General features: G+C 69.6%; 21 protein-coding genes. 17 read left to right on the top strand and 4 right to left on the bottom strand.

Annotated features, from left to right (window positions below; all coding sequences use genetic code 11):
- The first annotated feature begins 138 nt into the window (after positions 1-138).
- The 16 genes from AWB83_RS05690 (at position 139) to tagF (ending at position 20,975) form a co-directional block, all read left to right on the top strand.
- The gene (locus AWB83_RS05690) at positions 139-375 is read left to right on the top strand and encodes a hypothetical protein (RefSeq protein WP_143750020.1); all 237 of its coding nucleotides are present in this window, start codon (positions 139-141) and stop codon (positions 373-375) included.
- Between the two features lie 173 nt (positions 376-548).
- Positions 549-1,034: an Hcp family type VI secretion system effector gene (locus AWB83_RS05685; protein WP_087043273.1), complete on the top strand. Its 486-nt coding sequence runs from the start codon at positions 549-551 to the stop codon at positions 1,032-1,034.
- A gap of 44 nt (positions 1,035-1,078) precedes the next feature.
- A complete protein-coding gene (tssA, locus tag AWB83_RS05680) occupies positions 1,079-2,131 on the top strand; it encodes a type VI secretion system protein TssA (RefSeq protein WP_087043272.1) in 1,053 nt (350 codons plus the stop codon).
- A 27-nt stretch (positions 2,132-2,158) separates the two neighbouring features.
- Complete coding sequence (gene tssB, locus AWB83_RS05675; protein WP_087043432.1) at positions 2,159-2,701, top strand: type VI secretion system contractile sheath small subunit; 543 nt, start codon at positions 2,159-2,161, stop codon at positions 2,699-2,701.
- Between the two features lie 46 nt (positions 2,702-2,747).
- Complete coding sequence (gene tssC / locus AWB83_RS05670) at positions 2,748-4,208, top strand: type VI secretion system contractile sheath large subunit (RefSeq protein WP_087043431.1); 1,461 nt, start codon at positions 2,748-2,750, stop codon at positions 4,206-4,208.
- 50 nt (positions 4,209-4,258) lie between these two features.
- Positions 4,259-4,807 carry a type VI secretion system baseplate subunit TssE gene (gene tssE, locus AWB83_RS05665; protein WP_087043271.1) on the top strand — a complete coding sequence of 183 codons (549 nt, stop codon included), beginning with the start codon at positions 4,259-4,261 and terminating at the stop codon, positions 4,805-4,807.
- Positions 4,804-6,699: a type VI secretion system baseplate subunit TssF gene (gene tssF / locus AWB83_RS05660; protein ID WP_087043270.1), complete on the top strand. Its 1,896-nt coding sequence runs from the start codon at positions 4,804-4,806 to the stop codon at positions 6,697-6,699. The genes tssE and tssF overlap by 4 nt, the downstream gene beginning before the upstream one ends.
- Positions 6,684-7,718 (top strand): type VI secretion system baseplate subunit TssG, encoded by a 1,035-nt coding sequence (gene tssG / locus AWB83_RS05655; RefSeq protein WP_087043268.1) that lies wholly within the window; start codon positions 6,684-6,686, stop codon positions 7,716-7,718. The genes tssF and tssG overlap by 16 nt, the downstream gene beginning before the upstream one ends.
- Complete coding sequence (tssH, locus tag AWB83_RS05650) at positions 7,711-10,314, top strand: type VI secretion system ATPase TssH (protein ID WP_087043266.1); 2,604 nt, start codon at positions 7,711-7,713, stop codon at positions 10,312-10,314. Before tssG ends, tssH begins: the two co-directional genes overlap by 8 nt.
- 13 nt (positions 10,315-10,327) lie before the next feature.
- Entirely contained in the window at positions 10,328-10,717 is a 390-nt protein-coding gene (locus AWB83_RS05645; RefSeq protein WP_087043265.1) for a DUF4280 domain-containing protein, read from the top strand.
- 14 nt (positions 10,718-10,731) lie between these two features.
- A complete protein-coding gene (locus AWB83_RS05640; protein ID WP_087043264.1) occupies positions 10,732-12,738 on the top strand; it encodes a type VI secretion system Vgr family protein in 2,007 nt (668 codons plus the stop codon).
- 20 nt (positions 12,739-12,758) lie between these two features.
- Complete coding sequence (gene tagH / locus AWB83_RS05635; RefSeq protein WP_087043430.1) at positions 12,759-14,195, top strand: type VI secretion system-associated FHA domain protein TagH; 1,437 nt, start codon at positions 12,759-12,761, stop codon at positions 14,193-14,195.
- A gap of 10 nt (positions 14,196-14,205) precedes the next feature.
- Positions 14,206-15,567 carry a type VI secretion system baseplate subunit TssK gene (gene tssK / locus AWB83_RS05630; RefSeq protein WP_087043262.1) on the top strand — a complete coding sequence of 454 codons (1,362 nt, stop codon included), beginning with the start codon at positions 14,206-14,208 and terminating at the stop codon, positions 15,565-15,567.
- 32 nt (positions 15,568-15,599) lie between these two features.
- On the top strand, positions 15,600-16,925 hold the full coding sequence (gene tssL / locus AWB83_RS05625) for a type VI secretion system protein TssL, long form (protein ID WP_087043429.1): 1,326 nt from the start codon (positions 15,600-15,602) through the stop codon (positions 16,923-16,925).
- A gap of 49 nt (positions 16,926-16,974) precedes the next feature.
- Entirely contained in the window at positions 16,975-20,397 is a 3,423-nt protein-coding gene (gene tssM, locus AWB83_RS05620) for a type VI secretion system membrane subunit TssM (protein ID WP_087043261.1), read from the top strand.
- Positions 20,397-20,975: a type VI secretion system-associated protein TagF gene (tagF, locus tag AWB83_RS05615; protein ID WP_087043260.1), complete on the top strand. Its 579-nt coding sequence runs from the start codon at positions 20,397-20,399 to the stop codon at positions 20,973-20,975. Before tssM ends, tagF begins: the two co-directional genes overlap by 1 nt.
- Here the strand turns inward: tagF and AWB83_RS05610 are convergent.
- Genes AWB83_RS05610 through AWB83_RS05595 form a run of 4 tightly spaced genes read right to left on the bottom strand, consistent with a single transcriptional unit; the run spans position 20,972 to position 25,021 of the window.
- The gene (locus AWB83_RS05610; RefSeq protein ID WP_087043259.1) at positions 20,972-21,802 is read right to left on the bottom strand and encodes a PP2C family protein-serine/threonine phosphatase; all 831 of its coding nucleotides are present in this window, start codon (positions 21,800-21,802) and stop codon (positions 20,972-20,974) included. The two genes, tagF and AWB83_RS05610, sit on opposite strands and share 4 nt — an antisense overlap.
- Before the next feature lie 27 nt (positions 21,803-21,829).
- Entirely contained in the window at positions 21,830-23,254 is a 1,425-nt protein-coding gene (locus tag AWB83_RS05605; protein WP_208636710.1) for a serine/threonine-protein kinase, read from the bottom strand.
- Between the two features lies 1 nt (position 23,255).
- Positions 23,256-24,134 (bottom strand): Tll0287-like and HAMP domain-containing protein, encoded by an 879-nt coding sequence (locus AWB83_RS05600; RefSeq protein ID WP_087043255.1) that lies wholly within the window; start codon positions 24,132-24,134, stop codon positions 23,256-23,258.
- The gene (locus AWB83_RS05595; RefSeq protein WP_087043254.1) at positions 24,131-25,021 is read right to left on the bottom strand and encodes a FecR domain-containing protein; all 891 of its coding nucleotides are present in this window, start codon (positions 25,019-25,021) and stop codon (positions 24,131-24,133) included. The genes AWB83_RS05600 and AWB83_RS05595 overlap by 4 nt, the downstream gene beginning before the upstream one ends.
- 216 nt (positions 25,022-25,237) lie before the next feature.
- Between AWB83_RS05595 and AWB83_RS05590 the strand changes: the two genes are divergently transcribed.
- Positions 25,238-25,852 carry a YceI family protein gene (locus tag AWB83_RS05590; protein WP_159463017.1) on the top strand — a complete coding sequence of 205 codons (615 nt, stop codon included), beginning with the start codon at positions 25,238-25,240 and terminating at the stop codon, positions 25,850-25,852.
- Positions 25,853-25,938: the final 86 nt, after the last annotated feature.

The following is a 25,938-nucleotide window of genomic DNA, read 5'->3' as shown; positions in this document are numbered from 1 at the left end:
GATTGACAACACTCCAGACGCAACTCTATTCCGCGAATATTTCGAGTTTTTTTGCGGAATAAGCGGGCGAGGGCGGCTGTTTTCGGGTCACGGCTCGCGCAACGACGCGCATTTGAACCACCGAATAGGAGACAGATCATGGAGACCCTCCTCGACCGGGCCCGGCAGGCAGGCATGGCGGTCATGCTGGACGCGTGCATCGGACGCGAACGTTTTCATAGCATAGCCGGTTCGGCGGCGACGCTCGAACGATTTGCGCGGCTTTGCGAAACGCCGGCGGTGAACCGCGACACGCTGGTGGATTGGGCGCGGCTCTGCGAACGCGGAGACATGCCGGCGGTGGCGGCGGCGATCCGGCGGGCGCTCGGCGAGTGAGCCAGCGCATGAATTCGGGCTGATGCGTGGCCATGAAAAACGCATGGAAGCAATCACGATGATTTGCATTCCGAAATAAAGCGGGAATTCGTCACAAGCCCGCAACCGAGCTTCGCGATCGAACGACGCGAATTTTCCTGTGCCGCAAGGCGCACATTTTTCTGGAGACTGACATGGCCGTAGATATGTTTCTCAAGCTGGGCGACATCAAGGGTGAATCACTGGCGGTGGGCCACACGGACGAGATCGAGGTGTTGAGCTGGTCGTGGGGATGCTCGCAGACGGGCACCACGCACAGCGGCACGGGCGGCGGCACCGGGACCGCGTCGGTGCAGGACCTCTCGATCAGCAAGTACGTCGACAAGAGCTCGCCCACGATCGTGCAGTCGTGCTGCCAGGGCGTCCACATGCCGGAGGCCGTGCTCACGCTGCGCAAGGCGGGCGGGACCGACCCGATCGAGTACCTGAAGATCACGCTCAAGGAAGTGCTCATCAGCAGCCACTCGGTGGGCTCGGGCGGCGGGGATCAGGTCGCCGAGAACATCACGCTGAACTTCGCCCAATTCAACATGGAGTATCAGCCGCAGGACAACAACGGCGCCAAGAAAGGCGGCGTGGTGACCGGCAAGTGGCACATCCCGAAGAACAAGTCGGAATGACCCGCCAGCTCACCCACTGACCATCGCCCCTTGCGGACATCACCATGAATCGCGCAGATATCGCAGCCTGGCTGACCGAGCTCGCCCCGGAACCGTGCGGAGAGGACGAGGAGTACAGCGCCGAATTCCGTGCGCTGGAGCTGGCGATCGCGGGCAAGCCCGACGCTCAGTATGGCGGCACCGTGATCGCCGCGACACCGCCCGACTGGACCCTCGCCCACTCGCTCGCGACGACCCTGCTCGCACGCACGCGAGATCTGCGCGTGGCGGTGCACTTCACGCGGGCGGGCATGGTTCGCGAGGGTTTCAGCGGACTCGCGCGCGGCCTTGCGCTGATCGAAGGGCTGCTCGCGCAGCACTGGAGCAACGTGCATCCGCAGCTCGATGCGGGCGACGGCGACGATCCGACCGCGCGGGTCAACGCGCTGTCGGCGCTCGTCGACGGCGCGGGGCTCGCGGGTGAACTGCGTGACGTGCCGTTGGTCGCGCCGCGCGGTCAGCGTGGTTTCACGCTGCGCGACATGGAGGTGCTGGCGGGCGAATCGCCGCTTGCCGAAGGCGACGAGATGCCGACCCTCGCGGCCATCGATGCGGCGTTCGCGCAAGTGGGCGCCGAGGAAGGACGGGCGCAGTGCGAGGCACTTTCGTCGGCGCGCGTCTCGCTCGCGCGAATCGAGACCTTGCTGACCGAGCGCGTGGGGCCGGCGCGCGCGCTCGACTTCGGCGCGCTCGCGCGGCCGCTCGGGCGCCTCACGGAGTTCGTCGCGGCGCGGGTGGAGGCGCTCGATCCGGAAACGGGGCGCGGGGGCAGTGCGATTGAGACCAGCAGCAGTGAAGAGGGCGCGGGTTCCGCAGCGGCGACGCATGGCGCGGCCGTTGCCGGACCCGCCACGCCCCGGCATATCGCGAGCGCGCGGGACGTGAGCGAGGCGCTGGACGCGATTTGCGCCTACTACGCCGAGCACGAGCCCTCGAGCCCGCTGCCGGTGCTGCTGCAACGCGCCCGGAGGCTCGTCGGCAAGAGCTTCATGGAAATCATCGAGGACGTCGCGCCGGACGGCGCACATCAATTCAGACATCTGGGCGGGGTCGTCTGACCCGCCTCAGGCAAAGGAGTGGACATCGTGGCAAAGGAAAGCAGTCAGAAATTCATCGCGCGCAATCGTGCGCCGCGCGTGCAGATCGAATACGACGTCGAAGTCTACGGCTCGGAAAAGAAGGTCAATCTGCCCTTCGTGATGGGCGTGCTCGCGGATCTCTCCGGGCAGCCCGCCGAGCCGCTCGCGCCCGCCGTGGAGCGGAAGTTTCTCGAGATCGACGTGGACAACTTCGACGAGCGTCTCAAGTCGATGAAGCCGCGCGTCGCCGTGCAGGTGCCCAATACGCTGACGGGCGAGGGCAACGTCGCGGTCGATCTGACCTTCGAGAGCATGGACGACTTCACGCCCGCCGCGATCGCGCGCAAGGTCGAGCCGCTGCGGCAGCTGCTGGAGGCGCGCACGCAGCTCGCCAACCTGCTGACCTACATGGACGGCAAGACCGGCGCCGAAGCGCTGATCGCCCGCCTGCTGGAAGAGCCCGCGCTGATGAAGGCGCTCGCCGCCCAGCCGCGCGCGAATGCGCAGATCAGCGACTCGTCCACCCCCGCGCCCACCACCGGAGCCTGACGCGATGAACGATCTCAGCATCCAGCAACAGACCGGCGCGGCCGTGATGGAAGCGGCGCCCGAAGTCGACGATTTCTCCACGCTCCTGCAAAAGGAATTCAAGCCGAAGTCCGAGCGTGCCCGCGACGCCGTCGAGAGCGCGGTGCGCACGCTCGCCGAGCAGGCGCTGCGCGACACCGGCGTGATCTCCGGCGATGTCCTCGCGACCATCGAGGCGCTGATCGCGCAGATCGACCACGCGCTCACCGGCCAGATCAACCTGATCCTGCACAGCGAGCCGTTCCAGAAGGTCGAGAGCGCGTGGCGCGGCCTGCATTACCTCGTGAACAACACGGAGACCGACGAGTCGCTCAAGATCCGCGTGCTGAACATCTCCAAGGCGGAGCTGCACAGGACGCTGAAGAAGTATCGCGGCGTCGCGTGGGATCAGAGCCCGCTCTTCAAGAAGCTCTACGAGGAAGAGTACGGCCAGTTCGGCGGCGAGCCGTACGGCGCGCTGGTCGCGGACTACTACTTCGATCACAGCGGCCCCGACGTCGACCTGCTCACGCAGATCGCGAAGATCGCGGCGGCGGCGCACGCGCCGTTCATCGCGGGCGCGGACCCGGCCGCGCTGCTCATGGAGTCCTGGCAGGAGCTCGCCAATCCGCGCGACCTGACCAAGATCTTCCAGACGCCCGAGCATGCCGCATGGCGCTCGCTGCGCGAATCCGAGGACTCGCGCTATATCGGCCTCGCGATGCCGCGCTTTCTCGCCCGTGCGCCCTATGGCGCGAAGACGGACCCGGTCGAGGCGTTCGATTTCGAGGAAGACACCGCGGGCGCGAACAGCAGCAAGTACGCCTGGGCGAACGCCGGGTATGCGATGGCGGCGAACATCACGCGCTCCTTCAAGATGTTCGGCTGGTGCTCGCGCATTCGCGGTGTCGAGTCGGGCGGCGCGGTGGAAGGGCTGCCGGTTCACGCGTTTCCCACTGACGACGGCGGCGTCGACATGAAGTGCCCGACGGAGATCGCGATCAGCGACCGCCGCGAGGCCGAGCTCGCCAAAAACGGCTTCATGCCGCTCGTGCACAAGAAGAACTCGGACTTCGCCGCGTTCATCGGCGCGCAATCGCTGCACAAGCCGGCCGAGTACGAAGACCCGGACGCGACGGCGAACGCGAACCTCGCGGCGCGCCTGCCGTATCTCTTCGCGTGCAGCCGCTTCGCGCACTACCTCAAGTGCATCGTGCGCGACAAGCTCGGCTCGTTCAAGGAGCGCGAGGACATGGAGCGCTGGTTGCAGAACTGGATTCTCCAGTATGTCGACGGCGATCCCACCCACTCGTCCGACGACACCAAGGCGCGCAAGCCGCTCGCGGATGCGCAGGTCGTCGTCGAGGAGGTGGCGGGCAATCCGGGCTACTACACGTCGAAGTTCTTCCTGCGCCCGCATTACCAGCTCGAAGGTCTCACGGTATCGCTGCGGCTCGTGTCAAAGCTGCCGACCGCGAAAGCCGCCTGAGTCTCGCCGTGTCCGCCCATCCTGCCCAGCCTGCTGAAAGGGAGTTGCTCATGTCAGAACCCTCCGTCCGGGACCGCCTGCAACCGTCGTTGCTGGACCGCCTGACCGATCTCGAGCCGCACGCGCGTCACGAGGCGCGCGAGCGTCGCGTGATGTCGGCGCGCGCGCTGCGCGACAGCGTGCAGCGCGACATCGGGTGGCTGCTGAACGCGAGCGGTCTCGGGGACGGCGCGGATGCGGCGAGCCTGCCGCATGTCGCGACATCGGTGCTCAACTACGGCCTGCCGGACCTCGCGGGACGCAACGTCGCCGCGCTCACGCCCGGCGTCCTGGAGCGCCTGATCCGCGACGCCCTGTGGGCCTTCGAGCCGCGGCTCGTGCGCGAATCGGTGCGCGTGACGGCGATCGAAGACGCAAAGGGCGCGAAGGGCGCGGCGCGCAGCCATGTGATCCGCTTCGAGATCGAGGCGGACATGTGGTCGCAGCCGTATCCCGAGCGGCTTTTCCTGCGCACGGAGCTGGATCTCGAAGCGGGCGAGGTGCGCGTCTCCGACGCGCTGCCCGCGCGCGCCGCGCACGCCGGGGAGCAACAGGCATGAACCCCGCGTTCGTCAGGTACTACAGCCAGGAGCTCCAGCACGTGCGGGAGATGGGCGGCGAATTCGCCGCCGCGTTCCCGAAGATCGCGGGAAGGCTCGCGCTGGACGGCGTCGAATGCGCGGACCCGTATGTCGAGCGGCTGCTGGAAGGTTTCAGTTTCCTCGCCGCGCGTGTCCAGATGAAGCTCGACGCGGAGTTTCCGCGCTTCACGCAGCATCTGCTGGAGCTGGCGTATCCGCACTATCTGGCGCCGACGCCGTCGATGGTGGTCGTCCAGCTGCATGCGGACCATGCCAACCCGCAGCTCGCGGCGAGCGCCGACGGCATCGTCGTGCCGCGTCACACGGCGCTCAGAGGCATGCTCGACAAGTCCGCCTCGACGCGCTGCGAATACCGCACGGCGCACGCGCTCACGCTGTGGCCGGTCGAGATCGCGCACGCGAAGTTCTTTACCCACGCGGGCTCGCTCAACGCGTCGTCGCCGGCGCTGCCTGCGGGTGTCAAGGCGGGACTGCGCCTGCGTCTGCGCGCGACCGGCCCGCTCGGCTTCGATCGCCTCGCGCTCGATCGTCTCGCGCTGTATCTGCGCGGCCCCGACGGCCTGCCCGCGCGCCTGCACGAACGTCTGCTCGCGCATTGCGTCGGCGTGGCGGTGACGCAGCCCGGCAACGGCGCAAGCGCGGCGTCCACGCTCGCCGTGCTGCCGAAGACCACGCTCCGGCCGCTCGGCTTCGCCGAGGACGAGGCGCTTTTGCCCGTCGGCCAGCAATCGTTCGACGGCTATCGGCTGCTGCAGGAGTATTTCGCCTTCGCGCCGCGTTTCATGTTCGTCGAACTGGCCGGATTGCGCGACGCGCTTCGTCATTGCCGTGGGCCGGAAGCGGAGATCGTGATCCTGCTCGACCAGGCGGACGCATCGCTCGAGCGTGGCGTCGACGCTTCGCACTTCGCGCTCGACTGCACACCGGCCATCAACCTGTTCCGCCGCCGCACCGACCGCGTCGCGCTGTCGGACACGGAGTTCGAGTATCACGTCGTCGTCGACCGCACGCGGCCGATGGACTACGAGATCCATCAGATCGACGAGGTCACCGGCTACGGCACGGGTGCGGTCGCCGAGAAGCAGTACCGGCCGTTTTACTGCGCGAAGGATCTCGATGCGCCGGGCGAGGGCGGCGCTTTCTATCAGTTGCGCCGCGCGGCGCGGCGCGCGTCGGTGCGGCAGCAGCAGAGCGGCGCGCGCAGCAGCTACCTCGGCAGCGAAGCCTTCATCGCGCTGGTCGACGCGGCGAGCGCGCCCGGAAGCGGCGACGTGCGTCAGCTCGGCATCAGCGCGTGGTGCACGAACCGCGACCTGCCGCTCTCGATGCCGGTCGGCGCGGGCTCGACCGACTTCACGCTCGATGCCGAGGCGCCGGTCACCGCCGTGCGCTGCGTCGCGGGCCCGAGCCGGCCGCTTCCGTCGTTCGCGGAGGGACCGGCGGCATGGCGGCTGCTCGATCATCTTTCGCTGAACTATGCGTCGCTCGTGGATGCGAACGCGCAGGAAGGCGCCCGCGCGCTGCGCGAGTTGCTCGCGCTGTACTGCCCGGCCGACGACCCCGCGGCGCACCGGCAGGTCGAGGGGCTGCGCTCGGTGTCGTGCGCGCCCGTCGTGCGCCGCCTGCCGTCGCCGGGGCCGATCGTCCACGGACGCGGCCTCGCGATCACGCTGCGCTTCGACGACGCCGCGTTCGAAGGCGCGAGCGCGTTTCTGCTCGGCGCGGTGCTCGCGCAGTTCTTCGCGCAGTACGTGTCGATCAATTCGTTCACGGAAACCGCCGTCGCGACGCTCGCGCGCGGTCCGATCATGCAGTGGCCTGCGAGGACCGGACGATGCGCGACGCTCTGACCATCGACGGCGTGCTCGCGCGCGACGCCCGCCGCTTCGACTTTTTCCAGGCGCTGCGGCTCATCGAGCGGGCGCACGCGGAGCGTCCGCGCCTGGGCCGGTCGCTGGCCGCGCGCGACGACGCCGTGCGCCTGTCGCAGGACCCGGAGCTGATCTTCCATCCGACCACGCTCGGCGACTTCGTGCCGGGCGAGGATGGACAGCCGGGCCGTCTCGCGGTGAATTTCCTCGGCCTGCTCGGGCCGAACGGCCCGCTGCCGACGCATCTGACCGCGTACGTGCGCGAGCGCGCCCGCAACGCGAACGATCCTACGCTCGCGCGCTTTCTCGACGTGTTTCATCACCGCATGCTGTCGCTCTTCTATCGCGCATGGGCCGATGCACAGCCGGTCGTGAGCGTCGACCGCCCGCACGAGGATCGCTTCGCGGATTACGTCGGCAGCCTGTTCGGCCTCGGCGCGCCGGCGCTCGCCGATCGCGATGCGGTGCCCGATTCCGCCAAGCGCCACTTCGCGGGCGTGCTCGCCGCGCCGACGCGCCATGCGAGCGGGCTGCGGCTGATTCTCGCGCGCTTTTTCGGCGTGGACGTCTCGATCGAGCCGTGGCGCGGCCACTGGATCGCGCTGCCGGAAGATGCCCGCACACGCCTCGGCGGCGCGCGGCTCGGGGTATCGACGGTCGTCGGCACGCGGGTGTGGGACTGCCAGCACAAGTTCCGCATCGTGATCGGGCCGCTTCGCTACGCGGATTTCGTGCGCTTCCTGCCGGGCGGGCAGAGCCTCGCGAAGCTGACCGACTGGGTCCGCAACTACCTGCGCGATCCGCTCGACTGGGACGTCGCGCTGCACTTGAAGCGCGAGGAAGTGCCCGCGCTGCGTCTGCAGGCGACGGCCACGAACGGCGCGCGCCTCGGCTGGACCACCTGGCTCACGAGCGGCGCGCCGGTCCATGACAACCATCGGGTCGTGATCGCCGGGCAGGCGGGATCGGGCCATCGCAAGGAGACTCCTCATGACTGAGATCAGCCGCATGGCGTTGTTCGGCAAGCTCCATCCGCTTGCCTATCGGGCGATCGAAAACGGCGCGGCATTTTGCAAGCTGCGCGGCAACCCGTATGTCGAGCTGGCGCACTGGGTGCATCAGATCCTGCTCGCGGCGGATTCCGACCTGCGGCGCCTCTTGCGTCACTTCGAACTGGACGAGACCGCGCTCGAACGCGATCTGACCGTCGCGCTCGAGCGCCTGCCGCGCGGCGCGGGCTCGGTGTCCGACATCTCCGCGCAAGTCGACGAAGCCGTCGAGCGCGGCTGGGTGTTCGGCTCGCTGATGTTCGACGCCACGCAGGTGCGCACGGGGCATCTCCTGATCGGCATGTTGCGCACGCCGAATCTGCGCAATGCGCTTTACGCGCTCTCGCGCCAGTTCGAGAAAATCAGCTTCGATGTGCTGTCCGCGCGTTTCGACGCCCTGCTCGAAGGTTCGCCCGAAGCGCGGGCCGCGAACGTCGTCGAGTCCGCGGCGCCCGCCGCTCCGCTCGCGCAGCGGGACGCGCTTGCCCGCTATACCGTCGATCTGACCGCCGAGGCGCGCGAGGGCAAGCTCGATCCCATCGTCGGGCGCGACACAGAGATTCGCCAGGTCATCGACATTCTCATGCGACGCCGGCAGAACAACCCGATTCTCACGGGCGAGGCGGGCGTCGGCAAGACGGCGGTGGTGGAAGGCTTCGCGCAGCGCATCGTCGCGGGGGAGGTGCCGCCCGCGTTGCGCGACGCCGTCGTGCGCACGCTCGATGTCGGGCTGCTGCAGGCGGGCGCGAGCGTGAAGGGCGAGTTCGAGAGCCGGCTCAAGCAGGTCATCGAGCAGGTGCAGGCGTCTGCGATGCCGGTGATCCTTTTCATCGACGAGGCGCATACGCTCGTCGGCGCGGGCGGCGCGGCCGGCACCGGCGATGCAGCCAACCTGCTCAAGCCCGCGCTCGCGCGCGGCACGCTGCGCACCATTGCCGCGACGACGTGGGTCGAATACAAGCAGCACATCGAGAAGGACCCGGCGCTCACGCGGCGCTTCCAGGTGGTCAAGGTGCCGGAGCCTTCCGAGGCGAGCGCGATCGCGATGATGCGCGGGCTCGTGCGCAAGATGGAGCGGCATCACGGTGTGCAGGTGCTCGACGAGGCGCTCGAAGCGGCGGTGAGGCTCTCGCATCGCTTCATTCCCGCGCGCCAGTTGCCCGACAAGGCGGTGAGCCTGCTCGACACCGCCTGCGCGCGCGTCGCGGTGAGCCAGCAGGCGCTGCCCCCGGCGATCGACGATGCGAAGCGGCGCATCGAGACGTGGCAGACCGAAAGCGAAATCGTCGCGCGCGAAGCCGCGCTCGGCATCGACACGCAGGAACGCGCCGCGGATGTCGCCGCCCGGCTCGACGCGGAGCGCGCGCGTCTCGCGGATCTGACCGGGCGCTGGGAGGCGGAGCGTGCGCTCGTCGCGCGCATCCTCGCGGCACGGCGGTCCATCGAGGCGCGCGGCGAAGCCGTGACGCTTTCAGACCTGAAGGCGCTGACCGACGAGCTCGCGGAACGCCAGGGCGAAGCGCCGCTGATTCTGCCGGGAGTCGATGCGCATGCGGTCGCCTCGGTCGTGCAGGACTGGACCGGCATCCCGGTCGGCCGCATGGTGCGCGACGAAGCCGCGAGCGTGCTCGATCTGGCGGCGACGCTGAACCGTCGCATCGTCGGGCAGCGCCACGCGATGGAGATGATCGCGCGCCGCGTGCAGACCGCGCGCGCCGGCCTCGACGATCCCTGCAAGCCGGTCGGCGTGTTCATGCTGGCGGGCACCTCGGGCGTGGGCAAGACCGAAACCGCGCTCGCGCTCGCCGAGGCGCTCTACGGCGGTGAGGAGAACGTCATCACCGTGAACCTGAGCGAGTACCAGGAGGCGCATACGGTGTCGCTGCTCAAGGGCGCGCCGCCTGGATACGTCGGCTATGGCGAAGGCGGCGCGCTCACCGAGGCGGTGCGGCGGCGTCCCTACAGCGTCGTGCTGCTCGACGAATTCGAGAAGGCGCATCCGGACGTGCACAAGCTCTTCTTTCAGGTCTTCGACAAGGGCCGCATGGAGGACGGCGAAGGCCGCGAGATCGACTTCAGCAACACGCTGATCCTGCTCACGACCAACGTCGGCACGGAGCTCATCACGCATCTGTGCGGCGGCGGGCATCGAGCGCCGTCGCCGGAAGAGATCGCGCGGGCGCTGCGCGCGCCGCTGCTCGAAGCGTTCCCGCCCGCCTTGCTCGGGCGCGTCGCGGTGATCCCGTACTACCCGCTCGACGACGCAATGCTCGATGCGGTGATCCGTCTGCAACTGGCGCGCATCGGGCGGCGCATCGCGGAGCGTCATCGCGTGAGCTTCGCATACGACGACGCGGTGGTCGGCCAGATCGCGCGCCGCTGCACGGAGCTCGCGAGCGGCGGGCGGATGATCGACGCGATTCTCACCAACACCGTGCTGCCCCGCGTGAGCGCGGAATTCCTCGGCCGTCTCGTCGACGGGCGCAGCGTCGGGAAAGTCGAAGTCGGCGTGTGCAACGGCGACTTCACCTATGCCTTCGATTGACAGGGAGCCAGCCATGCCACAACAAGTCAGCATGGGCGCGACGCTGCAGTGCTCGTTCGGCATGACGCCTTCGGCGCTCGTCGTGCTGCCCGTGAACCGGGTGCGCTGCGAAGGGCCGATTGCCGCGAACATCATGGATCACGTTCCGCTCGTGAACATCATGCCGTTCGGCATGTGCACGTCGCCCGCGAATCCGCAGGTCGCAGCGGCCACCGCCGCCGCGCTCGGCACGCCGACGCCGATGCCCTGCCTGCCCGCGACCGCCGCGCCGTGGGCGCCCGGCGCGCTCACCGTGCTGCTCGGCAACCAGCCGTCGCTCGACAACGTGTCCACCTGCCTCTGTACATGGGGCGGCGTGGTGACGGTCGTCGAACCGGCGACGCGCGAAACGCAGATTCCCTGAAGAAGAGGCTGGCGATGATGCTCACCGATACCCGTCGCATCGCGCAGGTGACCTGCGCGCTCGGCAAGAATGCGCTCGTGCTCTACCGGATGCGCGGACGCGAGGAGCTGGGGCGGCTCGCGCAGTGGGATCTCGAACTGCTCGCCGATCAGTCGAGCGTCGATATCGCGGAGATGCTCGGCAGCGACTTCTCGCTGTCGCTGGAGATTCCTGGCGGCGGCGCGCGCGAGTACAACGGCATCGTCACGGCGTTCGAGCTGGCGCGGCCCGCGAGCACGCAACCCAACCGCCCGGCGCTCTATCGCGCGACGGTGCGGCCGCGCCTGTGGCTGCTCACGCGCGCGTCGCACTGCCGCTTCTTCCACCAGATGACGGCGCCCGCGATCATCGGCAAGGTGCTGGCCGACTATCACATCGACTTCGAAAACAAATGCTCGGCGACGTATCCGGGTCTCGAGCACTGCGCGCAATACCGCGAAACGGACTTCGATTTCGTGAGCCGGCTCGCCGAGCGCGAGGGCATCTATTACTACGTCGAGCATCAGGGCGGCAAGCATCGGCTGATCCTCACGGATTCGTCGCAGGTGCACGGCGCCACGCCGCATTGCGCGACGCTGTGCTTTCGTGCGCATCCGGCGGCGCCGCACGAGCACGAGTGGGTCTATGCGTGGTCCGCGGGCGGCGAAATGGCGACGGGCGTCGTCGAGACCAATGATTACGACTTCGAGAAGCCGTTGCAATCGGCGCAGCAGGGTCTGCTCGCGCGCGCGCGTCGCGGCGAGCCGTTCGACCCGGCCGTCTACGCGATGCAGGAGCATGCGCCCGGCTATACGCAGCACGAGGACGCCGAACGTCTGGCGCGCGCGCATGTCGAGGCGCATCAGGCGGCCAACGTCTTCGTGAGCGCACGCACGACCGCGCGCGCCGTCTGGCCCGGCGGGCTCGTGCGCCTGACGGGTCATCCGCTGGAGCAGCAGAATCGCGAGCACCTCGTCGTCGCGGCCGAGTACGCGCTCAATTCCGATGACTATCTGTCCACGCTCGACGAGCGCGACCGGCCGCCCGTGTTCGACTGCGCATTCAGGGCGCTTCCGAGCGACGCCGGGTTTCGCGCCGCGCGCAGCACGCCGTGCGCGCGCGTTGCGGGGCCGCAGACGGCGGTGGTCGTCGGGCCGAAGGGCGAAGAGATCCATACCGACAAATACGGCCGCATCAAGGTGCAGTTCCACTGGGAGCAGCTCGCGCCGGCGGCCTCGCGCGAGTCCCTGCAGCGCTGCTGGGTGCGGGTCGCGCAGCCCTGGGCCGGCAAGGGCTATGGGGCGTTCTTCCTGCCGCGCATCGGACAGGAAGTGCTCGTGCATTTCATCGAGGGCGATCCGGACCAGCCGCTCGTGATCGGCAGTGTCTACAACGCCGCCCAGACGACACCCTGCGAGCTCGCCGCGAAGATGGCGCGCACGACGCTCAGGAGCAATTCGACGAAGGGCGGCAACGGCTTCAACGAAATGCGCTTCGACGATACCAAGGGCGCCGAGCAACTGTTCTTCCACGCCGAACGCGATCTGGAGACCTGGGTGAAGCACGACGCCCTGACGCGCATCGGCAACGAGCGCCATGTGATCGTCGAGCACGACGACTTCGCGCGCTGCGGCGGCAATCGCAGCGACGCCGTGCAGGGCAATCACCGCGCGCGCATCGGCGGCAAGTATTCGCTCGATGTCGGCGGCGATACGCAGCACAAGAGCGGGGCGAATATTTTGCTCGGGGCGGGTGTTAACGTCGATATCAAGAGCGCGGCCAACGTCACGGTCGAGGCGGGCGCGACGCTCACGCTCAAGGCGGGGGGCAACACCATCGTGTTGGGCCCGTCCGGTATCGCGATCAGCGCGGCCGGGCCGGTGTCGATCGACGGCGCGCTCGTGCAGATCAACTGCGGCGGCGCGGGCGGCGGGGCAGGCGCGGCCAGCGCGTCGCCCGATGCGCCCGCCGGTCCCCGGCAAGCCGACGACGGCTCGAAATGAACGCACACGAAGGAGACAGCATGCATCTGACGCTCGCAGTCGACACCTATCAGGGCAGTGCGCCCGATGCGCCGCTCGCGTGCCGCTTCGGCGCGGCGGGCGGCACCATCGGGCGCGGCCCGGACAACACGCTGGTGCTGCCGGATGCGGCGAAGACCGTGTCGCGCGTGCATGCGCGGATCGACTGGACGGAAGACGGCTGGTGCGTCGCCGATCTCGGCAGCAATCCGAGCCGGCTCAACGGCCGCCCGCTCACGGGCGGGCAACCTGCGCGCCTGGCCGACGGTGACCGGCTGGAGGTCGGCGGCTATCGGCTCGGCGTGCGGACGATGGCGCGCGAGCCCGCTGAAGCCTTCGACGCGCCGCTCGGCGTGCACGACCGCGTCGGCTTCGACCCGCTCGACGCGGCAAGCCCGCGCGACGACGCCATGACGCAAGCGTTCGCGCGCGATCCGCTGGCGCAGGCGGCGGTGCTCGCGGATGCGCCGCTTCCGGGCTCGAGCTTCGATCCGCTCGCCGCGCCGCTCGGCGACGCGCACGAAGCGCCGGCGCGGCTCGACGGACGTGCGGCGTTCGCAGGGTCGGAGAGCGATCACGTGCCGCCCGAGCAGTTCGCGTATGTGCCGTCTGTCCGCGCGATGGCGCGTGCACCGGCAGGCGGCATTCCGCACGACTACGATCCGCTCGGCGATGTCGCGCTCGCGCCTTCCGAAAGCGCCGCAAAGCCGCCGATGCGCGAGCCGGTGCAGCGCGGCGTGATGCCGCCTGTGGCCTCGCCCGGCGCCGCGCCCCGTGCGCCTGCCCGGCGCGCGGCACACGCCGGCGATGCCGTCAACGACGCCAGCGCCGAATCGGCCTTCGCGGCGCTGCTCGACGGCATGGGCGTCGATGCCGGCGCGCTGGGCGGGCGCGATGCCGCCGAGGTCGCGCGTCTCGCGGGCGCGATGCTGCGCACGGCGGTGCGCGGCCTGGTGGACGTGCTGCTGTCGCGCTCGGTGCTCAAGCGCGAGATCAGCCTCGACACGACGATGCTGGTCCAGCGCGACAACAACCCGCTCAAGTTCTTCCCCGACGGCGACGGCGCGCTCGCGCAGATGCTGCGCGGCGCGAGCGCGGGATATCTGCCGGCGCAGACCGCGCTCGAAGGCGCACTCGACGATATCCGCCGTCATGAGCTCGCGGTGCTCGCGGGCACGCGCGCGGCCATGCAGCACCTGCTCGGCCGCTTCGACCCGCAGGCGATCGCGCGCGCCGACACGCGGCGCGGCTGGCTCGACTGGCTTCCCGCATGCCGCAAGGCGCGCCAGTGGGACCGTCTCGTCGCGCTACACGCGGAACTCGAACGCGCGAGCGCCGACGACCTTCAGGCGCTGTGCGGCAGCGCCTTCAACGATGCATACGAGCGGCAGGCGAACGGCTTCGCCGATGCGAAGCCGTTGGCTCCTTCAATCCGATAGCGAGGCGACGATGTCCTGGAACAACAAGGTGATCTGGTCGGAAGGCATGCTGCTTCAGCCGCAGCATCTGCAACAGCACGACCGCTACCTGCGCGCCCAGATCGACGCGCGCTGCGCCGCGCTGCGGCCCTATGCGTTCGGCTTCTCGGAGCTGGCGATCGACGTCGAGCAACTGAAGCTCGGCCGCATCGCGCTGACCGCGTGCGCGGGTGTGCTGCCCGATGGCAGTCCGTTCCGCCTGCCCGCGGACGACGATCTGCCGCTGCCGCTCGCCGTGCCCGAGGACGCACGCGACCTGACGGTGGTGCTCGCGCTGCCCGTCGCGCGTCACGGCGTGCCCGAGGCCGCGCATGCGGCGCAGGCCGGCGAGGCATGCGGCCACGACGGGCACGATGGCTTCGCGCGCCACCGCATCGCGGAAACCGAAGTGCTCGACAGCAACGAGGGTGCGATCGGCGCGGCGCTCGTGCAGGTCGGCAAGCTGCAACTGCGGCTCGCGTTCGAACAGGACGTGGCCCATGCGCACACGTCGCTCGGGATCGCGCGCATCGTCGAGCGGCGCGCGGACAACAGCATCGTGCTCGATGCCGCCTACGCGCCGCCCTGTCTCGACTATCGGGTGTCGCGCCGGCTGTGCGCATTCGTCGACGAGCTCGCGGGCCTCATGCATCAGCGAGCCGATGCGCTCGCGGCCCGCCTCGCACAGCCGGCCGCGACCGGCGCGGCGGAGATCGCCGACTTCCTGCTGCTGCAAGTGCTCAACCGGGCGGAGCCGCTGTTTGCGGGCATCACGACAACCACCGGGCTGCATCCGCACGACCTGCATCAGCACGCGCTGCAACTGGCGGGCGAGCTCGCGACCTTCAGCCAGCCCGGCAAGCGCCCCGCCGCGTTTCCGGCCTATCGCCACGAGCGGCTCGACGAGACCTTCACGCCGCTCGTCGACGCGCTGCGCGCCGCGCTGAGCTCCGTGATGGATCCGCATGCGGTGCCGATCGCGCTGGAGGAGCGCAAGTACGGCTTGCGCGTGGCGATCGTGCCGGACCGCGAGCTGTTCCACGCGGCGAGCTTCGTGCTCGCGGTCAAGGCCGATCTCGCGCCGGCCGCGCTGCTCAACGGCTTCCCGCAACAGGCCAAGCTCGGGCCGGTGGAGCGCATCCGCGATCTCGTCAACCTGCAGCTGCCGGGCATTGCGCTGCGCGCGCTGCCGGTCGCGCCGCGCCAGTTGCCGTTCCATGCCGGCTTCACCTATTTCGAGCTGGAACGCGGCGGCGAGCTGTGGCGGCAGTTCGCGACTTCGGCGGGCGTGGCGCTGCATGTCGCGGGCGATTTCCCCGGCCTCGATCTCGAGTTCTGGGCGATCCGCCCATGATCCCCCGGCCCCATTCGACGAAGGACCTCATCGTGCACGCACCGACCTTTCCGCAAGCGGGCTTCGACCCGGACGACACCATCCTGATTCCGCAACCGGGCGGACGAGCCCCGGCGCGCCCACGCGAGGAAGAGGCCGGGCAGGAGCGAAAGGACGCGGCGCCGCGCGCGCCGGTCCTACCGGTCGCGAGCGGCCTGAACCCGCTGGTGCGGGCGGCGAACCCGCTGCTCGAGCTCGCGCTGCCGCTGCGCCAGCGCGCGGCGATCGCCGATATCGAAGGGCTGCGCGCCGAGCTCGTGCGGATGGTGCGCGCCTTCGAGCACGACGCGAGCGCGAGCGGCATCGACACCGAAAGGCTCGCGGCGGCGCGCTATTGCCTGTGCACCTGCATCGACGAGGCGATCTCGGGCACGCCGTGGGGCAGCGGCGTATGGGCGGGCCGCAGCCTGCTCGTGAGCTTCCATAACGAGGCGTCGGGCGGCGAGCGCTTCTTTCTGATCCTGCAGCGGCTCGCGCAGGACCCGGCGCGCAACGTCGATGTGCTGGAGCTGCTCTACGTGATCCTGTCGCTCGGCTTCGAAGGACGCTACTGCCTGATCGACGGCGGGCGCAGTCAGCTCGAATCCGTGCGCGAGCGGCTCGAGCAGATCATCCGCAACCAGCGCGGTCCCTTCGAGAGCGAACTGTCGGTGCAATGGCGGCCCGCCGAGCGCGCGCGCAGGCCGCTCGGGCAGCGTGTGCCGCCATGGGTCTGCGCCGCGCTCGCGGGCGTCGTGCTCGTGGCGACGCACATCGCGCTGGCGGTGAGCCTGAACCGCACATCCGACCCCGTGTTCGGCACGCTCAACCGCATCCGTGTGAGCGAGCGGCCCGCCGCGCAGGCGAGCGTCATTGCGCCCGCCGCGATGCCCGCCGCCGCCGCGACGCTCGCCACCTTTCTCGCCCCCGAGATCCGCCAGGGGCTGGTCTCGGTGCGCGAGGCGGCGGACCGCTCCATCGTCACGATCAACGGCGACAACCTGTTCGCCTCCGGCAGCGCGACGCTCGATCCGGCCTACGACACGCTGATCGGGCGGATCGCGGACGCGCTGAAGGGCGTGCCCGGCAAGGTCGTCGTCACGGGCCACACCGACGACCAGCGGCTCCTGTCCGCGCGCTTCCCGTCCAACTGGCATCTGTCGCAGGCTCGCGCCGAAAGCGTGCGCGCGATGCTCGCGTCGCTCACCGGAGCGCCCGCACGCTTTTCCGCCGAAGGGCGCGGCGACGCCGAGCCGCTCGCGTCGAACGACACGCCGGCCGGCCGCGCGAAAAACCGCCGCGTTGAAATCACGCTGCTCGCGCCGGGCGCGTCCTCGTGATGCGCGGCATCACCTCATTCGTATCGCCGATCAGGCACGGGAGACATCGATGAAGAAGATCGCAGGAACGCTCAAGACGCCGCAATGGCTCACGCTCGCGGGCGTGCTCGCGCTGCTCGTCGTCGTGTGGTTCGAAGGGCCGCTCTTCGCGTTCGACGGACACGCGCCGCTCGAAATGCCGCGCGGCCGCTGGATCGCGATGGCCGCGCTCGTCGCCGCGTGGGCGCTGGCGTGGGGCGTGCGCCTCGGGGCCGCGCGCCTCGTCAATCTGCGCTTCATGAGCGGCGTGGCGGGGCAGGCGGCGCCGGCCGGCGGCGCGGAGCTCGCCGTGCTGCGCGAGCGCTTCGACCAGGCGCTCGCGATCCTGCGGCAGGCGCGCATGAAAGGCGTCAACGGCCGCCAATGGGTGTATCAGCTGCCGTGGTACATGTTCATCGGCGCGCCGGGCACCGGCAAGAGCACGGCGCTCTCGCATTCGGGCTTGCGTTTTCCGCTGCGCGAGAAGCTCGGCGACGAGGCGATCGGCGGCGTCGGCGGCACTCGCCACTGCGACTGGTGGTTCACCGATGACGCCGTGCTCGTCGACACCGCGGGCCGCTTCACGACTCAGGACAGCGATGCGCAGGCCGACGAGTCCGCGTGGACGGGCTTTTTGCAACTGCTGCGCAAGTACCGGCCGCGTCGCCCGTTGAACGGGCTCATCGTCACGCTCTCGGCGGCGGACCTAGTGCGCCAGGATGACGCCGCGCGCGATGCGTACATCCGCACGATCCGCAGCCGGCTCACGGAACTGAGCGAGCGGCTCGGGGTGCGCTTTCCGGTCTACGTGGTCGTGACGAAGTGCGATCTGCTCGCGGGCTTCACCGAATTCTTCGACGATCTCGGCGAAGCGGAGCGCAAGCAGGTCTGGGGCATCACGTTCACGCTCGACGAAGTGCCGGGCGCCGCAGCGGCGCTCGCCGCGTTCCCGGCCGAATTCGAAGCGCTCGGCGCGCGGCTGCAGGCGCGCGTGCTGCATCGCATGCAGCGCGAAACGGACGTGCAGCGGCGCGCGCGCATCTACGGCTTCGCGCAGCAGTTCGCGGGCCTTCAGCCGGCGCTGGCGCGTTTTCTCGACGGCGCCTTTCGCGGCACGCGTTTCGAGGCCTCACCGCTTCTGCGTGGCGTGTACTTTACGAGCGGCACGCAGCACGGCAGGCCGATCGACCGCGCGATCAGCGCCATCGCGCAATCGCTCGGATCGCGGCGTGACAGCGCGTACAGCGGCGACGCCTCGGCGCGCGCGTACTTCATCAACGGTCTGCTCAAGGACGTGGTGATCGCCGAGGCCGGGCTGGTGGGCGCGAACGCGCACTTCGAACGATGCGGCGCGTGGCTGCGGCGCGGGGCGCTCGCGCTCATCGGCGGGGCGCTCCTGCTCGCGCTCGCGGGCATGGCGGTGAGCTATCAGAGGAACCGCGCGTATGTCGCCGAGTTCGACCGGCAAACCCAGCACGTGCGGCAACTGGCGCGCGAGGCGAATGCCGCCGCCGATCCGCTCGCGGTGCTGCCGCTTCTCGACGCGGCGCGCGCGCTGCCCGGCGGCTACGCGGACGCCGGCAAGCCGGTGCCGTGGCTCACCCGGCTCTGGCTCTATCAGGGTGACAAGCTCGGCCAGGAGGCGCGCGTGACGTACCGGCGCCTGCTCGACCAGACCTTGCTGCCGCTCGCGGTCGGCAGGCTCACGCAGGAGCTTCGCGACGCCAGCCCGGACAACGCTTCGATATCCGAAGCGTATCGCTATGAGGCGCTGCGCGCCTATCTGATGCTCGGCGACGCGCGCCATTTCGACGCGAATGCGCTGCGCGCGCATCTGGTCCCGGCGCTGGCTCGCGACGCGAGCCCGGCGCAAACGAGCGCGCTCGATGCGCATCTCGCCGCGCTGTTCGACAAGACGCACTTCGATCCGTCGCTGCCGCTCGATGACACGCTCATCAAGGCGGCGCGCGCGCGTCTGGCCGAATTGCCGTTGTCGCAGCGCATCGGCAGCCGGGTGGACGGCGGCCTCGCGCAGGCGAACCTCGCCGCGTTCAGCGTGAGCGCCGCCGCCGGACCCAACGCGCCGCTGCTGCTCAGGCGCGCGAGCGGCGCGCCGCTCACGACCGGCGTGGCGGGCGCGTACACCCGCGCCGGCTACGCGCAATACGCGCGGCTGCGCGACGCCGCGCTGGCCGACGTCGCGAAGGACGCCTGGGTGCTCGGCCGTGACGACGTCGCGCCTACGCCCGAGGGCATCGCCGCGTTGCGCGCCGCGCTCGACGCGCGCTACTTCGATGCCTACGTCCACGCGTGGGACGGCCTGCTCGACGACGTGACCGTGGTGCCCGTCACCAGTCTCGCCGATGGCGCGCGCGTCGCGAACGAGCTGTCGGCGCCGGATTCGCCGCTCGGGAAGTTCATCGTCGCGGCGGCGCGCGAGACGACGCTCGCGGGGAGCGCATCCGGCAAGCAGAATGCGGCGACGCAGGTGGACGATCACTTTCAGGCGCTGCATCAGCTTGCGGGCAAGCCGGGCGGCGACGCCTCGCTCGATCGCGCGTTCGCGCCGCTCAAGGACGCCGCCGTCTATCTCGATGCAGCCGACGCCGCGCGCAGAATGGGCCAGCCCGCGCCGGCGGGCGACGCGCTCGGCAAGCTCCGGCTCGCGAGCCAGACCAGCCCGGCGCCGCTCACCCCGGTGGCCGCGTCCCTCGCCACAGCGGGCACGGCGCTGCTGGAAGGCGGCGAGCGCGCCCGGCTCGACGCGCTGTGGAACGCGAGCGCTGGCCCTCTGTGCCGACGCGCGCTCGATGGCCGCTATCCGTTCGTGCGCGGCGCCACGCGCGATGTCGCCGCCGACGATTTCGGCAAGCTGTTCGCGCCGGGCGGTCTCATCGACGATTTCTTCCAGAAGAATCTCGCCGCGCTGGTCGATACGAGCGGGCCGGTCTGGCAATGGCGCGCCGGCACGCCGCCGGCCGGCATGCCGCGCGACGCGCTCGGGCAGTTCCAGCGCGCCGCGCAGATCCGCGACGCGTTCTTTCACGACGGCAGCCGCGACATGTCGATCCGCTTTCGCGTGAAGGCGCTCGCGTTCGATCCGGCGGTGACGCGACTGGATCTCGACATCGACGGACAGCAACTCGCGCTCAGGCAGGACGGCCTTCAGTCGATGCTGCTGCAATGGCCGAGCGGCAAGAACGCGGGCCGCGCGAGCGCGCAGTTCGATCCGCCCCAGGCAGCTCAGGCTGCACCGCTCGCCGCGAGCGGCCCGTGGGCGCTGCTGCACCTGATCGACGCGGGCAGCCTCGACGCCACCGCGCAGCCGGACCGCTACAGGCTCACGCTCGATTCCGCCGGACGCAAGGCCGTGCTCGAACTGGATGCGACGAGCGTCGTCAATCCGTTCCGGCGCGCGCCGCTCGAGCAGTTCCGTTGCCCGGAGCATCTGTGATGGCGGCGCCGGGAATCGCAGGATGCTTCGGCAAGCTGCGCGGCAACGGCGACTTCGTGGCGCGGCGTCTGCCGCCGTGCTTCGTCGAGCCCTGGGACGCGATGTTGCAGGCGGGCCTGCTCGCGAGCCGAGCGGCGCTCGGGCGCGCATGGCTCGATGCCTATCTGACCGCGCCGCTGTGGTGCTTCGCGCTCGGCGATGGCGTCGTGGGAGAGACCGGATGGGCGGGCGTGCTGATGCCGAGCGTCGATAGCGCGGGCCGTCACTTTCCGCTCACGATCGCCGCGCCCCTCGAGGCCGCCGCATGGCCGATGTGGCGCGCGCACGCGCACGGCTGGTTTGCGCGTTGCGGCGCGCTCGCGCTCGCGACGCTCGACAAGGGCGCGCGTCTCGCGGACTTCGATGCGGGATTGCTGGCGCTCCCGCACGCGCATGACGCAACGGGCGTCCCGGCGCCGTCTCATGCCGGCGCGCGGGGGATGAGCGACTGGTGGCACGGCGCATCCGCGCGCACGAGCGCGGGACTCCCCGATGCCGCGTTCGTCGCGGCGTTATTCGGTGGTGTCGTCGCGGACTAGCCGCGGTCGAAGCACGCGATGACGGCGGTGATGTTGTCCTTGCCGCCGGCATCGAGCGCGAGCGCGACCAGACGCCTGCAGGCCTCGTCGATGCCGCGCGGCTTCATGCCTCCCAGCACCGCCTCGATCTCGCGATGTGACACCTCACCGTGCAGTCCGTCGCTGCACAGCAGATAGCGGTCGCCGGGCAGCCAGGGATGGGCCTCCACCACGGGCGCAATCGACGGCAGCGGCCCGAGCGCCTGCAGCAGCACGTTGCGCGGCGGCAGATGCTCGACGGCGCCGTGCTCCAGCGCCTGCTGATAGAGCGTCTGGTCGCGCGACAGTTGCGCCAGCACGCCGTCGCGATAGCGGTAGAGCCTGCTGTCGCCGATGTGAAAAGCGACCAGCCGCGCCGAGCCGGACGGCCGCCAGATGCCCGTCAGCGTGGTGCCCATCGATCGATGCGGCGCGAGACGCTCGCACAGGTTCATCGCGTGAAGGGTCGCGTTGGCGTGGTCGAGCGCGTCGGCGGCGGTGCGCATCGCGCACAGCGAGGCGTCGTGCACGGTGGCGTCGGGATCATCGGTGAGCGTGACGCGGGCGTGGCTGCGCGGCATTGCATGCGCGGCGAGCTTCGCGGCGACGCAGTCGAGCGCGGTTGCGCTGGCGCGCGCACCGAATGCGTGGCCGCCCATGCCGTCCGCGACCGCGACGAGCTTCAAGTCCGGGTCGATCAGGAAGCGGTCCTGATTCTCGCGGCGCACGCGTCCCACGTCGGTGAGGCCGAACGCCGCGCAGTCGGCACGGCGGATCGGAGCGGAGGGCGTCAGCGTGTCGGAATCCATCGATGAGGCTCCTTCGGAGGCGTGTTCCTATAGTCCGACGTCGCGCTCGAAACGCGCGCGGTCGCGTTCGTTGGAGATCGTCGCCGCGAGCCGTTCGTGCAGCGCGCGCAGGCTGGTCGCGCTCGACGCCTCGCGTTTCGCGACGATGTGCGCGATCGGGCCGAGATAGACGGCGAGCTTGAGCGCGGCGGCATGCACCTCTTCCGCGCCGAGCCACGGGAAACGGGATGTTTGCGGCGACGATGCGGCTCCATGCGTCGTGCCTGCGCGGGAACCCTCCGCGAAGGCGGCGACGAACTGCGCGCGGCCTTTATCGGATGGAACGTGCGGGGCGAGCAGGGCGACCAGCGCCGGCAGATCCGGCGCGTTGGCCGCCCGCGCCGCGGCGCGCCGCACGAGCAGACGCGCCACCGGCCCGATCTGCGCGGCGAGTTGCGTCTCGACCGAGGCGAGCATGACGGCGGGCCACATCGTGAGCGACGGCAGCGATTCGCCGCGCCACGAGCCCGTTCCCGAGGCGAGCGGCCCAGTTGCTTTCACCGGCTGCGCTTCCAGAATGGTGCGGTCATCGCCGGCTGCGGCTGCGCCTCCGGGGGGCAGAGGCTGCGCGTCGTGCAGCGCATCGGCAAGCGCCTGCCGCAGCGCGTCCGCCGTCTGAAAGCGCGCGGCGGGAAGCCGGGACAACGCGCGTATCAGCACGTCATCGAGCGCGGGCGGCAGCGCCGGGTTGCAGGCGGATGGCATGCGCGGCGTCTCGTGCATGACTTGCCGCATGACCTCGGCCTGCGACGCGCCCGCGAACGGGCGGCAGCCGGTGAGCATCTGATAGAGCACGATCGCGGCGGAGAACAGATCGGAGCGCCCGTCGACGGGCTCGCCCGTGAACTGCTCCGGCGACATATAGCACGGCGTGCCGATCATCGCGCCCGCCAGCGTCAGCGTGGACGATTCGACATGCGCAACCCCGAAGTCCGCGACCTTCAGCCGGCCTTGCGCGCTGACGAGCAGGTTCGCGGGCTTGATGTCGCGATGCACGACGCCGTGCTCGTGCGCGAAGCCGAGCGCGGCGAGCAACTGGGCGAACCAGTCGAGCGCGGTGGCGAGCTCGGGCGGACGGCCCGCGTCGAGCAACTGCTTCAGGCCCTGCCCGCTGACGAGCTCCATCGCGATATAGGCGGTGTGGAGGGTTTCGCCATAGTCGTACACGCCGACGATGTTCGGATGCGTGAGCCGTCCGGCGGCCTGCGCCTCGTTGCGCAAACGTGCCATCAGGCTCTCTCGCTCGCCGCTTTCGAACAGCTCGTGGCGGATCGTCTTCAGCGCGACGTGCCGCTCGATGTGCGGATCGAAGGCGCGATAGACGACGCCCATCGCACCCGCGCCCAGCATCGCCTCGATGCGGTACTTGCCCAGGTGCGTGATGCGCGGCGGGTCCATCGCTGCGGCCGTCACCTCATACCTCGATCATCTTGAATGCCTCGACGAGGCTCGTCTTCATGCGCGCGAACGAGGCGGCGAGCGAGGCGATCTCGTCGCGGCCGCGCTCGGCGAAGTTCGCGCTGTCGAGGTGGCCGAGACTCGCCTGATCGGCGGCGCGCGAGAGCGCGCGGATGCGCCGCGTGACGAGCAGATGCACCATCACGTTCAGCGCGACCAGCAACAGCACGAACACGGCGAGCAGCGAGGCGAGAAAGGTGCGCAGCACCGCGTCGCTGCGCGCGACCGGCAGCGCCATGGGCACCGAAACGAAATCCGCGCCGATCACCTCGTGCATCGCCCAGTTGAAGCCGTTGTCGGGGCCGTACTTGTCGATGAGCGTTTTCGGCGCACGCGAAGGCACGCTGTGACACTCCATGCAGGCGGCATCGTTGATGCGGTTCGGGCGCGCGATATACAAGTCTTGCCCGGACGGCGTGTCGCGCAGCCCGACGATTTCCTTCAACCCGGGCTTGTCGTGCAGATGTCGGATGACATCCGCTTCCCAGTCCGAGGGGCGGTCGCGCGGATTGGTCGGATTCAGCATCGTCGAGCGATAGGAGTATCCCTCGAGACGCTTCTCCAGTGTCATCAGCGTTTCGACCGCCGAGAAGGCCGGCACCGATTGCGGCACGAAGCTGTACTTGAGCTGCGTCTGCAGGAGCGGGGTGACTTGCGTCGCGGTGTAGTTCTGCGCGGCGCTCGCCGCTTCCATGAGGATGCGCGCATTCTGCACCGTCTCGTCGATGGCCGCGCGGCGCAACAGCTCGCGCGCGGCGAACCCGGCCGACACGAAGCCGACGACGAAGACCGCGAGAAATACCAGATTGAACTTGGCGGCGAGCGACAGTCTCATGACTCCACCTCGGTTGATTGCGCCTGCACGGGCGAGACCGCGCGCCGGCGAGGCATGGCGGGAGGCGGGCACAGCACGCGCCGCCATTCGGGAAGATTGCGCAGGTTCTGCCGCACGTGCGAGCGGAACGGCTCGCCTTGTGCGAGCGGCCGAAAGCGCGCGACGAAGGTGCGGCGGATGGGGAGCGGCGCGGCCAGCCAGTCGGCGAGATCCGCATAGGTCGCCGGACGACCCTGCGCGGGCGCGGTGAGCTTCGCCTTCGTGGGCGCGGCGACGGACGCGAGCGGATCGCGGAACGGCAGCGGCATCGCGGCGATGAACGACGGCGCGGGGCGCGTGCGCACATCGAGCGGCTTGCCGGCTTCACGCTCGGCGTAGTGCTCGCCGTCGAGCGGCTGACGGGCGTCGGCCTGGTCGGGCAGGGCGAGCGTCATGCCGCCCGTTTCGATGAAAAGCGCGCTTGCGTCGCGGCTCGCATGCAGCACCGCGGCGCCGTCGCGCAGGGTCGCGTCGAGCGTCGCGGTGTCGATCGACAAGGGCTCCGTCGCCGTCGCGTGGGTGCGCGCGATCTTGATCCAGCCCGAGAGCAGCGCGAGCGCATCGCCGTGCGGCGCGGCATCGATGGCGATGCGCGTGTCCGCGCCGAGGGCGACGATCGTGCCGTCGCCGTCTTCGATCTGCGCGCTGCCCTGCGCATCGGTGGCGAGCAGATCGCCTCGCTCCAGCGCGATGGGCGCATCGACCTTGAACACCGTCGTCGCGCGGATCAGCGTGACGGCACCTTCGGGCCGCAGGATGGCCGGGCCCGCTTGCGCACACTGAAGCGCGCACAGACACGCAATGGCGAAGCCGATGCGCAGAGCTTGCAGCAGGGTTCGGGCGTTCATCGCGATCGATGCCTCGGAGCGTGAGGGGGTTGCGACGAAAACAGACGGGCCCCGGCTTCTATTCCAAAGAAATTTATTCCGTGGCCGATGGAACAAATCGGCGCTCTGCGGTGTTGTCGGCAGGACGAGACTGCCGCGCGATGAGATTCGCGAACGATGTTGGCGAGCACGCGGCGCTTTCGCATACCGAAACGACCAACCAAGGGAATCTTCACGATGAGCAAACTGATTTCACGAGCCGCGGCCGCCACGCTCGCGCTGACGGCTTCACTGACGTGTGCAACGAGCCATGCGGCGTGGCGCGTCGATAGCGGCCAGTCGACTTTTTCCTTCACCACCACGAAGGCCGCGAAGCCCGGCGCGGCTGCGCTCGAGGAAGTGCAGACGTTCCGGCAGATCGGCGGCTCCGTCGGCGATGACGGCAAGCTCGTGTTCGATGTCGAGCTGGCAAGCGTGGAAACGAACATCGGCCTGCGCAACGAACGGCTGAAGGACATGCTGTTCAAGGTCGCGGATCATCCGCAGGCCGTGTTTACCGGCGCGGTGGACATGCGGCGCGTACGGGCGCTTCGGGCGGGCGCGAGCATCGACATGGACGTGAGCGGCGAGCTCGCGATCAGCGGCGAAGCCAGGCCGCTCACCGCGAGCCTGCGCGTCGTGAAGCTCGCGAACGGCGCGCTGAGCGTCGGGACGCGGGTGCCCATCGTGGTGAACCTCAAGGACTACGGCCTGCAGGATGAGGTCGAGGCGCTGCGCGTGCTGATGAATCTCGATGTGCTGGCGAGCGCCGCGCCTGTCAGCTTCACGGTGATGCTCAAGCCGCAAAGGTAAGCGTCTCGGATGACGATGCATGCTCGCGTGTGCATCGTCAAACGGAAAACGCGTTCGCGTGTGCGAAGGCATCAGAGATGCCGTGC

It is taken from the genome of Caballeronia ptereochthonis, assembly GCF_001545075.1.
In the GTDB taxonomy this organism is placed as follows: domain Bacteria; phylum Pseudomonadota; class Gammaproteobacteria; order Burkholderiales; family Burkholderiaceae; genus Caballeronia; species Caballeronia ptereochthonis.
The sequence above is the reverse complement of the archived record's forward strand: the minus strand, read 5'-3'. Positions and strand labels throughout refer to the sequence as shown.

Bases quoted from the DNA above. Each gene is read 5' to 3' on its own strand.
- tssM (WP_087043261.1), top strand. From the start codon at position 16,975: ATGAAGAAGATCGCAGGAACGCTCAAGACGCCGCAATGGCTCACGCTC.
- tssA (WP_087043272.1), top strand. From the start codon at position 1,079: ATGAATCGCGCAGATATCGCAGCCTGGCTGACCGAGCTCGCCCCGGAA.
- tagH (WP_087043430.1), top strand. From the start codon at position 12,759: ATGCATCTGACGCTCGCAGTCGACACCTATCAGGGCAGTGCGCCCGAT.
- AWB83_RS05685 (WP_087043273.1), top strand. From the start codon at position 549: ATGGCCGTAGATATGTTTCTCAAGCTGGGCGACATCAAGGGTGAATCA.
- tssC (WP_087043431.1), top strand. From the start codon at position 2,748: ATGGAAGCGGCGCCCGAAGTCGACGATTTCTCCACGCTCCTGCAAAAG.
- AWB83_RS05645 (WP_087043265.1), top strand. From the start codon at position 10,328: ATGCCACAACAAGTCAGCATGGGCGCGACGCTGCAGTGCTCGTTCGGC.
- AWB83_RS05600 (WP_087043255.1), bottom strand. From the start codon at position 24,134: ATGAGACTGTCGCTCGCCGCCAAGTTCAATCTGGTATTTCTCGCGGTC.
- tssG (WP_087043268.1), top strand. From the start codon at position 6,684: ATGCGCGACGCTCTGACCATCGACGGCGTGCTCGCGCGCGACGCCCGC.
- AWB83_RS05690 (WP_143750020.1), top strand. From the start codon at position 139: ATGGAGACCCTCCTCGACCGGGCCCGGCAGGCAGGCATGGCGGTCATG.
- tagF (WP_087043260.1), top strand. From the start codon at position 20,397: ATGGCGGCGCCGGGAATCGCAGGATGCTTCGGCAAGCTGCGCGGCAAC.
- tssE (WP_087043271.1), top strand. From the start codon at position 4,259: ATGTCAGAACCCTCCGTCCGGGACCGCCTGCAACCGTCGTTGCTGGAC.
- tssK (WP_087043262.1), top strand. From the start codon at position 14,206: ATGTCCTGGAACAACAAGGTGATCTGGTCGGAAGGCATGCTGCTTCAG.
- tssH (WP_087043266.1), top strand. From the start codon at position 7,711: ATGACTGAGATCAGCCGCATGGCGTTGTTCGGCAAGCTCCATCCGCTT.
- AWB83_RS05640 (WP_087043264.1), top strand. From the start codon at position 10,732: ATGATGCTCACCGATACCCGTCGCATCGCGCAGGTGACCTGCGCGCTC.
- AWB83_RS05595 (WP_087043254.1), bottom strand. From the start codon at position 25,021: ATGAACGCCCGAACCCTGCTGCAAGCTCTGCGCATCGGCTTCGCCATT.
- AWB83_RS05590 (WP_159463017.1), top strand. From the start codon at position 25,238: ATGAGCAAACTGATTTCACGAGCCGCGGCCGCCACGCTCGCGCTGACG.
- AWB83_RS05610 (WP_087043259.1), bottom strand. From the start codon at position 21,802: ATGGATTCCGACACGCTGACGCCCTCCGCTCCGATCCGCCGTGCCGAC.
- tssF (WP_087043270.1), top strand. From the start codon at position 4,804: ATGAACCCCGCGTTCGTCAGGTACTACAGCCAGGAGCTCCAGCACGTG.